The following is a 12,540-nucleotide window of genomic DNA, read 5'->3' as shown; positions in this document are numbered from 1 at the left end:
TAACTCTTCTAAAATACGTAAGCATTCTTTATCAAGTTTGTAGAAAATAAAGCAAGACAAGCTGTAAAAAGCAAAAATAGTCAGCAAACAAACACAAAATTAATGATATTCAGCGCGCCATCAATCCGCCCTTTTTGTCCGCCGATATAACCGTCCGCTGACGAATGATCTAACAAAAAAGGTTAAGCAGTATGGCACCTGTAAAGCTAATTTCTATTCTAAACACATTCAGCTGTGCGTTCGTTTTGATTCCGAAAGTCGCTTCAATAAAAAAGGAAGCAGCTCGAACGGGTTAAAAGCAGAATTCTTTTTTAACGATTGTTTTTTCGATATTTTTTTGTCCGGCTGTCTGTTATAACACCTTCCCAATCAAGCCCAAAAGCAAAGTCATACACATTATGCTCCGTATCTACATGGGGCTCCATATCATGACCCACATCTTCCAGCTGTTCCTCGACCGTTTGCATATTAGCCGGCATTTGAAAAGGCATCAGCCCGGACGGCTCGGCTTTGCCACTCAATATGTCCAAAACAGCCTGATCCTGTACGCCAAAATGGACAAGAAGTCCATCTGCCTCTTCTTCAAATTCTGCAACAACAGCTGGATTAGATAAAAGCATTGATACAATCACTGGCTTTCCTTCCATCTGCTTTTTTGTTTCTAGTACTAAATCTAGATCACACTCATTGATCGTCTTTACCGTCTTTCCTTTGTAGGCACGATCACCAGCAATGCTTTTGTCTCTAGCGTATTCCGCTGTATACGGTCGATACTGCAGACTGATAGGCACAAATCCATTTCCGCCTTTTTCTGCATCGTCGTTACTGTATCCAATGCCGGAATCAGGTCCAGAGATGAAAACAAGAGCCACATCGGCTTCAGCCGGCCCATCCGCCACTTGGAAATACTTTTCTAAAAGCTTTCGATTTATCGGGTAATCTGTTCGTGCTGGAATCAAATTTCCAAACCAGTCTCGTTTAGCTGGATAGTGTCGTTTCGGCATATACACTTTCACTTGTCTACTGAGCGGAAGAAGTTGATCTTTATTTTTCAAAAGTACAATGGATTTTAATTGAGCCGCAAAGCCTTCATTCATGAAATCGGGGTTTCCAACTGTTTGGACGGTCTCTTTCACGTCTACATAAGGATTTTCAAATAACCCGAGCCGGAATATATTCAGCAGCAGGCGAACAGCTGATTGCTCCATTCGTGCACGCATGAATGATTCTCCATGCTCTTGAACACCCATATGATACGCTTCAAGAATAGGGTCAATATCAAAATTGCCGCCAAACTGGTCCACTCCAGCCATAAGTAGTTTATAATGCCGTTCCGCGACAGAAATCTGTTCTACACCCCACGGCTTTCCATCAATAAAGACATCCATTTTTCCTGAAAAATCCCGTGTAATACTCCAATCTGTGCATACAACCCCGTCGTATCGGTACGTTGTGCGAAGCAGGTTTTGAATTAAATAACGACTATAGGAATTGCCTACATTTTCACCGTTTATTGTGTCTTGATCAACTGAAATCGTGTAATACGGCATAACGGCAGACGGTTCTCCCGTTTCGCCGGCCAGTTTGAAGGCACCTTCTGTAAATGGAAGCAGGTGTTCTTCAAAATTGTTTCCTGGATAAACGGCATACTTACCCGCACCATAATGGGCATCTCTTCCCCCTTCTCCTGAGCCGCCGCCGGGCCAGTGCTTCACCATGGCATTTACGCTGTCATATCCCCAGCCGTGTGAAATTTCTCCTTCTCCGGACGAGGTCTGGAATCCATCAACATACGCGCGGGCTAGATCGCTAGACAGGTCAGAATCTTCGCCAAATGTGCCATTGAAGCGAAACCAGCGAGGGTCTGTAGCGATATCAATCTGTGGTGAAAGAGCGGTTGTGATACCGAGTGCCCTGTATTCCTTAGAGGCAATTTCCCCAAATTTCTGAACCAAATCGGGATCAAAGGCAGCGGCCAAGCCGAGCGGTTCCGGCCACATCGAAATGTGGCCGCCTGCTCCTTCATTAAACTCTTTGCTGGAATCCGAAGAATGACGAGGGTCTGAGCTATTGTTTACAGGTATGCCAAGCCCAATCCCTTCCACAAATCCCTGCACCTCATTGCTCCACTTGGCAGCAATTTCTGGACTTTGAAGCGACGTGACTAAAACATGTCTCAAATGGTTTTTGGTTAAAAAATTAATTTGCTGATCGGATAGTTCCCATGGCTTGGCTCCGCTTTCTGTAAATGATTTGCCACCAAATGTGCTTGTAAAAAAACCTCGGTCAGCAGCCGGGATCGACTGGTGCGGGCTGTACAGCATCAATCCGGCGATTTGTTCAATCGTCATTTTCGATGCTAGGTCTTTTGCCCGCTCCGCTGCCGGCAGACGCCAATCTTTGTAAGGCTCAAGCTTGCCGCTTTTATTTAAGTCCTTAAATTTCTTTCCATCTACCGTTATGATGCCAATGCCTGATGATTGTGAATATCCTAATACAGGTCCATCTTCATTTTCAATATACTGAATCATTCGATCACCTTTCTACAGGAGGAAAACACGAGCCCCTTCCTTTTTAAACGCGGACAAGAACTCGGCCCAATTGTTCATCAAGTGCTTTCACTTTTTCTTCCGTTACTAAATGCGAAACAAATGGAGATTCCTGCATTTCTTTCACGGTTTTTTTCAAAACCTGCTTTAAAATCATCGGATTTTCGTTGATTTCCGGCAAAACGCCCAGCAGTACTTCCTTTGTATCTTCATTTCCAAGCAAATCCCGCACCGTATCGTTTGTACTGTACATAAGCAGATACGTTTTTGTTGGCATATACGTAAAGATGTAATGCCCGGCGCCAAGCGTGATTGCGACAGCTGTTCCCTCCTGCTTTCCTTCAGACAGCGGCTGACCGTTTAATTGCACGGTTTGCAGGCCTGCATCCGGCAGTATAATATTCGCTGTTGTATTGAATGGAATGGTAAAATCAAATGTCAAAGAGCCGTCCTTTTCAATCGTCCATTCGCTTTTAATCAGCCCGGATGCCGACTGGAAGGATGCCTTCGCATAAGACAGCCTGCCAAACGGCTGCGGCTTCAGTTCAAACCGCTTAAAGCCAGGCGAATCTTCAACGGGTGTGATACCGCACATATAACGGTACATCCACTCGGCAATGGAACCATATGCGTAATGATTTAACGAGTTCATGCCGGTATCGCTGATGCTTCCGTCTGGAAGCACCGAATTCCACCGTTCCCAGATCGTTGTTGCTCCCATCTTCACCGCATACAGCCAGCTTGGATAATCGTCATTCAATAGCAGCTCATACGCATATTCATTGGCACCGCTTTCCGATAGAACCGGGCAAAAATATGGAGTCCCAACAAATCCTGTTGTTAAATGCATGTCATCATCACGCAGCTGCAGTTTCAAGTCTTCGATCAAACGCTGGCGGTACGATTCCGGAACCAGATCCATATACAGCGCCACAATTTTCGCCGTCTGCGTAGAAATAGCACATCGGCCATTGGCCGTGAAATATTCCTTTTGAATGGCTTCTTTAATTTCATCAACTAACGCTGTGTACTCATCAGCCAACGCTGTGTACCCAAGCACTCGGGCTGCTTTTACGACCAGCTGGGCAGAGTAGCAATAATAAGCGGATGCAATATAATAGCTGTCGGTGCCGCCTGTTAAAATAGATGGATCTTTCACATCCAGTGACAGCCAGTCTCCAAAGTGGAAACCTGCTTTCCAAAGACGGCTGCCGCCCGATTCATCGTCCACCCGCTTAATATGATCCACCCAGTCTTTCATCGTATCAAACTGCTGGCGAAGCAGCTCCTTGTCACCATAATGCATGTAAAGGGTCCACGGAATAACCGTTGCCGCGTCTCCCCATGCAGCCGATCCGTTCATTGCAAACATATTTTGAGCGTCTTTCGGCTTAATCGTCGGTACAACGAATGGAACCGAGCCATTTAAGCGAATCTGCTCTTCACGCAGGTCCTGCATATATTTTTGATAGAAAGCGGGTGAATACATGTTAAAGCAGGCTGTTGAAGCAAAGATTTGCGCATCTCCTGTCCACCCCATTCTCTCATCACGCTGCGGGCAATCGGTCGGTACATCAAGAAAATTGCCTTTTTGCCCCCACATCGTATTTAAAAACAAACGGTTCACATCTGGATTTGATGTTTCAATATGACCTGTTTCTTCTAATTCACTATAAAGGACGCAGCCCGTGAAATCATTGATATTCATTTGTTCAAAGCCATCCACTTTCACATAACGGAAGCCAAAGTATGTGAAAAACGGCTGCACCTCCCGCTCGCTCCCATCCGATATATACGTATACTCTGCTTTCGCTGTCCGGAGGTTATCCCGGTAAAAATTCTCTTCCTGCAAAATTTCGCCGAACTGCAAGTGCAGCTTCGTTCCAGCTGGTGCATTGGTTTTAAAACGAATCCAGCCGGTCATATTTTGTCCCATATCGAGCACTGTTTCACCGGCAGGCGTGTGGATGATCCCGATCGGCTTGATTTCTTCCATGACCTTCACCGGGGGGCTGAGACGGGCTGTCAGCTTATCTTTATCAAGACCCACGATTTGAACATCATGCCAATCATTTCCCACTGCGGCACAAGCCCAGTTTTCCACTTCTCTATTTGCATCGTATGCTTCTCCATCATACACACCGCTGAATGTTATAGGAGAAGGCGCGGACTTCCACGTTTCATCTGTTGTAATCCGCCGTTCTGAGCCATCAGTTAATGTCAAGATGATCTCGCCAATCAACGCTAGCTGATCACCGTAAATATTCTCATAACCGCCCTCAAAGCCAAAGCGCCCTTTATACATCCCGTTTCCAAGCATGACACCAATTGCATTCTCTCCCGGCGTTAAAAGATCTGTAATATCATACGTTTGGTACTGCTGCCAAAAATCGTACGCATGAAAGCCCGGCGCTAAATATTCATCGCCCGCTTTTTGACCGTTTATAAACAGCTCATACAAGCCTACTCCACAAACATAAGCGCGTGCCGAGATGATATTTTCTGGAAGAGTAAACTCCTTTCTAAGAAGCGGATGAATGTCTTTGTCAAAATTGGCCGCAATCCACTTCCCCTGCCATGGCTCATCCATCTTTGCTGTTTCAAAAAAAACAGGATCACTCGTTGTTTGCCCGCCTGCATTTCCCCAGACTGTAACACGCCAGAAATAGCGGGTGCGCGGAGCAAGTTCAATATTCGGCATAAATGACAAGCTGTCAATATCTTCTCGTTTACCGCTGTCAAATACCATTTTCTGAAATAGTTCGTCCGCTGCGATTTCCACTTGGGCCGCTGTCTGGTATTGGTCTGCACTGGACTCAGTGATCCATGAAAGCCGGACATTATTAAACTCGAAACCAAGCGGATTTTCAACATGATTGGTGCGAAGCTTTGAAATTTTCATCGTACTCCTCCAATTTCTTTTCTTGTTTTAAAATTATTTCCGAGTTATGCAACAAAACGAGATACCACGTGAAAAACGCTTTTTATTAATAGAAAGAAAGCACCTATTTAAACAGGTGCAGTCTTTTATTTAACGGAACCGCTTGTCATTCCAGCTACGATTTGTTTATTAAAGAAAATAAACAAAATAAGCGGCGGAATCGAGATAATTAAAATATTTGTAAACAGCAAATTCCATTGTGTGCTATATAAGCTCATAAAGTTGTAAAGTGTCAGTTGCAGAGTCGCATTTTCAGAACCCGGGAAGAAATAAAGCGGGTTGACAAAATCATTGTAAATACCAACAGCAGTAAGGACAATGACCGTTGCTGACACGGGCTTCAACAGCGGCAAAATTATTCTAAAAAACAATTGGAGCCGGCCGCACCCGTCAATCAATGCTGCTTCGTCGATCTGCTTCGGAATCGTCGCCATAAAGCTTCGGTACAAAATAACGGTAAATGGCAGATTCAGTGCTACTTCTACAAGCACAATACCTGGCATTGTCTTAAATAAACCGATGCCTTCTAACACCCAAATCGTCGGTACGACAGCCGGCGGAATAATAAGGCCTGCCAGCAGCAAAAAGTTATAAAATGGTGAGAGCTTTGTGGTTTTCCGATGCAGTACGTACCCTGCCATTGCCCCAAACAAGATTAACAGGGCAATAGAAAAGCCAGTAATGAGCGCACTGTTCATAAACGCCCGTACAATCATTCCATTTTCAGCAGCAAATACAGCAGCAATATTTTCTGTCAACTGAAACTCTGTCGGCCATGCCATATTAAGAAGAGATGCTTCAGGTGTAGTTTTAGCCGCATTGACAAAAACAAAATAAAGAGGGATACCGAACAGAATCATCGTTACCAATACAGCAATCACTTCCATGAAAACTTGCCGGATACCCTTTCGTTTTACTTTAAAACCTTTTTTCATTTTTAAAGACGGCTGGACCCTTGATGTACTTTCAACAGCTTTGCTCATTATAAGTCCACCTCTTTTCTGTTTAAATACGCATAAAGCGGGAATGCCAGCATGGAAACAAGCAGGAATAAAATAACGTTGCCAGCAGTCGACAGCCCGTAAAATCCAGCTTGGTACTGCTTATAAATAATCGAAGCAATCAAGTCAGTCGTAAAACCAGGACCGCCCTTTGTCATAGACCATACTAAGTCAAAGGAGCGCAGGCCGCCGATAAACGCAAGAATGATGACCGTGTTCATGGCCGGACGGCTAAGCGGAAGAATAATACTCCAAAACTTATTCCATCCGTTACCCCCATCAATCATGAGCGCTTCATAATAATCCTGCGGGATCGACATGATGCCCGCTATAAAAATAACCGTTGCCATTCCAATACCTTTCCAGACATCCACTAACGCCACAGACAATAGTGCAATTTGCGTATCACCAAGCCAGTCCGGACCGGCAATGCCAATAATTGAAAGCGCTGCGTTAATCATCCCCTGTGTCGGATGCATCATCATAGAAAACGCAATACCGACCGCTATCGTACTGAGGAGCGTTGGAAAAAAGATCATCGAGCGAATAAATCCAACACTTCGGAGACGCTGGCTGAGAAAGACACCAAGAAGCAGCCCCAGCACTACTTTCAGCACACAGGTAACGACCGCATAAATAACCGTGTTTTTAAAACCAATGTTTAGCGACGGCTCTGATAAAAATGTTTTAAAGTTTTCCAGTCCAATAAATTTCCAATCGGTTAAGGACCACCATGTCATGCTAAAGAAAAAAGATAGGATAGTTGGCAGAAGAAAAAAGATGAAATAAATGATGCCAGCCGGCAGAAGAAAATAATAGCTGTATGTTTTTGCAGTTAAACTGTTCATAAATACGTACTCCTTTCTTTTGAGAAGAGCCCTGCCAAAGAGCAGGGCTGTCTCATTTTCTTCTTACCAGCCTTCAAGGCCAAGCTGTTTTGCCTGTTTTTCAACATCGCTGTCATATGCTTTCGCACCTTCTTCAGCTGTTTTAATGCCACTGCCCACTTCTGTTGTGAGCTGCTCAAGGCTTGGACCTTTTACAGGGCTTAAGAATTCAAGTGCCGGTGTTACTTTTCCTTCATTGATGTAAGGAAGCATGTCTTTTACAACGCCATATACGTCATCTGGAAGAGTTGTGTCTTTAATCGCAAGCGGACCTTCTGGTTTTTCAGCAGCAAGAAATGCCTCTACCCCTTCGGGTGAAACTAATGTTTCTACCCATTTTTTCGCTGCATCGACATTTTCACTGTTTTTGTTAATGTACACAGCCCCAGGCATCCAAACCGTAAAGCCATTTGTTTCTGCGCTGTCACCAGGCTGAGGGAATACACCAATGTCTTCCATTTGATCCGGATAATTTTGTGCGATCATCGGAATAGCAAGTGAAATCATTGGGTAATGAACACCTGTCCCTTCTGCCAGCATTTTTACACCTGCATCAAGTGTTGTTGCCAAGTAATCTTCATTCATGTACCCGCCTTCATGAATTTCCTGCAGTTTTTCAAAGCTGCGGAGCGCCGCTGGTGTTGTTGAAAATTTCGCTTTGTTGGCTGTAAAGTCTTCAGCAAAAGTTGGTTCCTCAGTTATCACATTGTGATTGTCAGCCAGCACGGGAACCTGCGATGTCCATGTATCTTTGTATGAGCCAATTACAGCTGTTTTGCCCGCTGCTTTGATTTTTTCATTGTTTGCCATCAGCTCATCCCATGTTTTTGGTACAGACAGGCCGAGCTCTTTGTATACTTTTTTGTTATAAAACCATCCGCCTACCCCCACTGTGGAGGCTGGTGCACCAAAAACTTTATCATTAACTGTAACCGTTTGTTTAAAATCATCTGTGACGTTTTCCATAAACGGCTCATTTGTTACATCCACAAAATTTTGTTCTGGATTAAGCGCTTGCAAAAGGGAGCCGGAATTATAGTAAACAAGATCGCTCATATCGCCTGTGGCAAGACGCGTCTTAACAATATTATCGCCTTCTGTACCGCCAGGACGTGTTTCAAATTCCGTTTTAATACCGTGTTTTTCTTCCACAAGCTCCGCAATAGCTTCAACCGATGCACGGGAAGACTGGTTGTCAATGAGTAGTGTCAGAGTTGCACCATCCCCGCCTCCACTGCCGCCAGTGGCTTCTTCTGCGTCACTGCCACACCCTGCAAGCAGTCCTGCAAATAATGCCGCACTTGATAATGCTGTAAGAAACTTTTTCTTTTTCATTTTCCTGCCCCCTCATTTCTGTTTTTCTTTGATAACCTAATTGTAAGTGCTTACAAAATTAAAAATAAGTGCTCATAATTTGTATTGATGTCCGATTTTTTTAGAAAACAAAAAAACAGGCTGCCTCAATGCCTGTTTATTCTGTCGATGACGCAAATCGATTTCAGGTGCGCTATAATACCGAAGAAAAAATTACTGACTTTCTTTATACTGGCCGGGACTCACTCCCGTCTGTTTTTTAAACAGCTCAGAGAAATGCCGGTAGCTGTGGTAACCAACTTGTTCGCTGACTTCGGCGACTTTTCCTCCCGCAAGGAGCAGCTCTTTTGCTTTTTCAATACGGATGTACGTTAGATATTTGATATAGGACTTACCAACTTTTTCTTTAAAGAGCAGGCTAAAATAGGTACTGTTCATGCCGACATGATCAGCGACTTCCTGCAAGGTAATATCTTGATTAAACCGGCTTTCCATGTAGGCACATGCCCGCTCTGCCGCCCCTTGTTTTTCGGTTGTGCGCACCCGCAAAATCCACTTCATAATCAAGTCCATCTGTACATACAGCCAGTCAAACAGCTGCTCTTTTGTCTGGATAGCTCGGATTTCCTGCTGCGGAAAGTAGCCTCCCTCTTTTATGGTATGTATGTCTCCGCCTGTTTCTTTGGCGACTTCCTGTGCCAAATAGATAAGCTTCAGGACTTCACTTTCAAGTACATCCGGATTCAGCTTTTGTGTTTCCAGCTCTTCTCTAAAATGCTCTAACTCACCAAGCAGACCGCCTTCATCTACTGTGCGAATCTTAAAAATAATGCTTTTCTCAAGTTCTGACAGATAGCGCGGCAGCCGCGTATTTTCTCCGATGTCTTCAAACCGGATCCAGCCAGTCTCTTCCATAAATAAACCGTATTTTAAAGCATGCTGGGCATCACCGTAGCTTTGCGGAGCCTCGGCAAGCGCCGTTACTGCCCGGCCAGAGCCGATAACTAATTTATTTGGAAACGCAAGTAATCGCCGAATCAGCTCTTCAGAATGGAGCGTAAAATGAAACACGATACCAAGCCGCTCATGCCCATTGCGAACTGTGACGATTCGGTAATCGTCCGGATCCGGCAGGAACGTGTGATCACCAGACAAAGCAAGTACGGTCACAGCCTGTACCCGGCTTGCGTCATCGCCGAATGCTTCCCGCCACTTCTCAATGGCACCTTCATGCCCCAGCAGCAAATCCATTGTCGCTTTTTCCAGCCGCTCCTGCTGCGTGCCTTCCCATTCCGCCTCCAGCTGTTCAATACGCTTCTGTTCTTTAATTTTCTTGATTGTTTTCAATAGGACTTCTTCAATCATCGGCAGTGTAATCGGCTTTTCTAAATAGTCCACTACACCAAGCCTAATCGCTTTTTTCAAATAATCCACTTCATTGAATCCGCTGAACACAATACACGCAGTCTCAGGGGCTTCTTTCATGATTTCTTCAATGACTTGCAGACCTGTTAAGCCAGGCATGCGAATATCGGTTAACACAATATCCGCCTTCACTTCTTTAAATAAGCGAAGTGCTTCTAAACCGTCTGAAGCTGTGCCGGCCAGTTCAATTCCGTATTTGTTCCAGTCAATCATCATGCGCAAACCTTGCAGCACAATGTACTCATCATCAAATACAACGGCTTTTAACACGCGCTACTTCTCCCCTTTCTTTTCTGGAAATTGCAGTTCCACTTTTGTTCCTTTTCCCGGTTCGCTTGCAACCTTGAACGTGCTTTCCGGTCCGTAAAACAGCAGAAGCCGCTCTTTTACATTACTCATGCCAAACCCCTCATTCGCTTTTGAAACATCCTCCATGCCAACACCATCGTCTTCCACAGTAAATTTGAACAGGCCGTCATTTTCCCGTCCAGTTACGCGAATCGTACCCGGCCCAACTTTTTGTTCAAGACCATGATAAATGGCATTTTCTACAAGTGGCTGCAAGAGCAGCTTTAACATCGGCTTATCCAGCATTGCAGGGTCTACGTCTTCTATGTACGTGAAACGGTCCTGATATCGTAAATTTTGGATGGTAATATAATGGCGGATATGATCAAGCTCATCTTTCACGGAAATTTGCTCTTTTCCTTTGCTTAAACTGATTTTAAAGCTTTCTGACAGGGCGAGCGCCATTTTGGCGATATCCGGATTGTTGTTAATGGTCGCCATCCAGTACATGGAGTCGAGCGTGTTATACAAAAAATGCGGCTTAATTTGCGCCTGCAGCACTTTCAATTCTGCTTCCCGTTCTTTTAGCTGAGCACGAATCAGCTCTTCACTCAATTCTTTGTTTTCCGTTGTGACCCGCTTGAAGGTCTCGCCGATTTCTGTAATTTCATCATTCTTTTTGTTTTCACTGCTTATCCCATGGCTGCTCCAGTCCGATGTTAGCAATTTCAGTTGAAGAAAAGGCTGGATCAGCCGGCCGGATGCAACAAATGATAAATACAAAGAAACCATAACCATTAAAATAGCAAGAAGTGCGGTCGCATTCCGGATGCCGCTCGACTGGCTGAACAGTTCGTCTTCATCGATGGTATGCACAAATGTCCATCCAGTCGTATCGTTTTGATAACTGCTGACAAGATTTCCATCTTCTTTCAAGCTGTCAATTGTTCCCTCAAGTGTACTTCGGTGACTGAGAGAAGACCTGCTGACAAAGGGATCACTATACACACTTCGAACAATGGAACCTGAATCATCAAACACCATCGTTTTACTGTGACCGCTTTCATTTATAGCCCGCTCAAATAATGATTTTTTTACATTCACAACAAGCATGCCGAGATCTCTTTCTTCAAAAACCCCTTCCGCATCCCGAAGCAGTTTAACTGAAGAAAAGGTTTGTTCAGACTGGTTGCCGACTAGCACATTCCTGCTGAAAAAGGTAATGCCGCCTTCTGCTTTTAGTCCTTCCTGATACCATTTTTCACCTTCGATTTCTGGGAATGAGCCGCCATTATCGAATAAACCGATGCTGTTAGAATTGCCGTAGCAGTATGGATGGTGATGAATATCAAATAAGCAGACCGAGTCGATATCTTGTGTATCAATAAAATAGCTGTAAATGATGTAATTAATCCGGTTAAGTGTCTCATTCGTCATCGTCGCACTGTCTATTTCATTGTTTGCCGCACTTTCTTTTAGCTCGCTTTGAAGATCTTGGTTCCATGACATAAGCCGTTCCAAATTAATAACATTTTGAAGCAGCAAATCTGCACTTTCGCTCGATGTTTTTAATTGGTTCGCTGTTGCCTGCAGCTGGTTCTCAGCCAGTGTATTTTTGGCGATATTATAGGAAATGAAACCGAGTGCCGCAATCGGCAAAATCGAAATAATCAGCATGGTCACAAAATACTTCTGCCGAATCTTAACTGGGCGTACCCATTTCATCAAATTATCCCATTTATTCATTTTCATCCCCTTTCCCCACGTAAAACAAATAGACCACTTTTGGATACCCGTTGTCAATAGCACTTTTTCTTTTATGTGCGCTGTGTTTATAAGTCTTTAAATAAGCGGGTTTTATATTCTTTCTAATGGTTTTTGCTTTGCTCACTTTTTCACAAAATTGCTTTTAAAAAAACAGAAGAGACAAGGCGCCCTCTCCTGTTCCGATGTAAGAGCAGTTACTCAGGGTTGCTTTCATCCTGCAATACATTTACTGGTTTTTAAATATCTTTTATTATTTTTCTTTATACTTTAAATGATTTAATCATTGAGAAGGAGAGCGTAAAATATTTTGTGTAAATGAGTAAATAGAAAAAGGAAGACCTTTTCTTGTAGAATTGAATCACCACAAC

7 protein-coding genes are annotated in these 12,540 nt (G+C 44.0%); all 7 read right to left on the bottom strand.

The features are described 5' to 3' along the window. Positions 1 to 311: 311 nt before the first annotated feature. Positions 312 to 2,531: a glycoside hydrolase family 3 protein gene (locus RG959_RS11600; RefSeq protein WP_342797247.1), complete on the bottom strand. Its 2,220-nt coding sequence runs from the start codon at positions 2,529 to 2,531 to the stop codon at positions 312 to 314. Positions 2,532 to 2,574: 43 nt separating this feature from the next. Further along, on the bottom strand, positions 2,575 to 5,451 hold the full coding sequence (locus RG959_RS11595) for an alpha-L-rhamnosidase (RefSeq protein WP_342797246.1): 2,877 nt from the start codon (positions 5,449 to 5,451) through the stop codon (positions 2,575 to 2,577). 125 nt (positions 5,452 to 5,576) lie between these two features. Then, on the bottom strand, positions 5,577 to 6,377 hold the full coding sequence (locus RG959_RS11590) for a carbohydrate ABC transporter permease (RefSeq protein ID WP_483298882.1): 801 nt from the start codon (positions 6,375 to 6,377) through the stop codon (positions 5,577 to 5,579). Between the two features lie 95 nt (positions 6,378 to 6,472). Continuing rightward, positions 6,473 to 7,339 (bottom strand): carbohydrate ABC transporter permease, encoded by an 867-nt coding sequence (locus tag RG959_RS11585; RefSeq protein ID WP_342797245.1) that lies wholly within the window; start codon positions 7,337 to 7,339, stop codon positions 6,473 to 6,475. A 63-nt stretch (positions 7,340 to 7,402) separates the two neighbouring features. Beyond that, positions 7,403 to 8,713 (bottom strand): ABC transporter substrate-binding protein, encoded by a 1,311-nt coding sequence (locus tag RG959_RS11580; RefSeq protein ID WP_342797244.1) that lies wholly within the window; start codon positions 8,711 to 8,713, stop codon positions 7,403 to 7,405. Positions 8,714 to 8,905: 192 nt separating this feature from the next. Continuing rightward, positions 8,906 to 10,387 carry a response regulator gene (locus RG959_RS11575; RefSeq protein WP_342797243.1) on the bottom strand — a complete coding sequence of 494 codons (1,482 nt, stop codon included), beginning with the start codon at positions 10,385 to 10,387 and terminating at the stop codon, positions 8,906 to 8,908. 3 nt (positions 10,388 to 10,390) lie between these two features. Continuing rightward, complete coding sequence (locus RG959_RS11570; protein WP_342797242.1) at positions 10,391 to 12,151, bottom strand: cache domain-containing sensor histidine kinase; 1,761 nt, start codon at positions 12,149 to 12,151, stop codon at positions 10,391 to 10,393. Between the last annotated feature and the right edge of the window lie 389 nt (positions 12,152 to 12,540).

It is taken from the genome of Domibacillus sp. 8LH (assembly GCF_038806185.1).
Classification (GTDB): Bacteria; Bacillota; Bacilli; order Bacillales; family Domibacillaceae; genus Domibacillus; species Domibacillus indicus_A.
Note: the sequence above shows the minus strand (reverse complement) of the source record. Positions and strands in the feature narration are given on the sequence as shown.

Bases quoted from the DNA above. Each gene is read 5' to 3' on its own strand.
- RG959_RS11600 (WP_342797247.1), bottom strand. From the start codon at position 2,531: ATGATTCAGTATATTGAAAATGAAGATGGACCTGTATTAGGATATTCA.
- RG959_RS11595 (WP_342797246.1), bottom strand. From the start codon at position 5,451: ATGAAAATTTCAAAGCTTCGCACCAATCATGTTGAAAATCCGCTTGGT.
- RG959_RS11590 (WP_483298882.1), bottom strand. From the start codon at position 6,377: ATGGAAGTGATTGCTGTATTGGTAACGATGATTCTGTTCGGTATCCCT.
- RG959_RS11585 (WP_342797245.1), bottom strand. From the start codon at position 7,339: ATGAACAGTTTAACTGCAAAAACATACAGCTATTATTTTCTTCTGCCG.
- RG959_RS11580 (WP_342797244.1), bottom strand. From the start codon at position 8,713: ATGAAAAAGAAAAAGTTTCTTACAGCATTATCAAGTGCGGCATTATTT.
- RG959_RS11570 (WP_342797242.1), bottom strand. From the start codon at position 12,151: ATGAATAAATGGGATAATTTGATGAAATGGGTACGCCCAGTTAAGATT.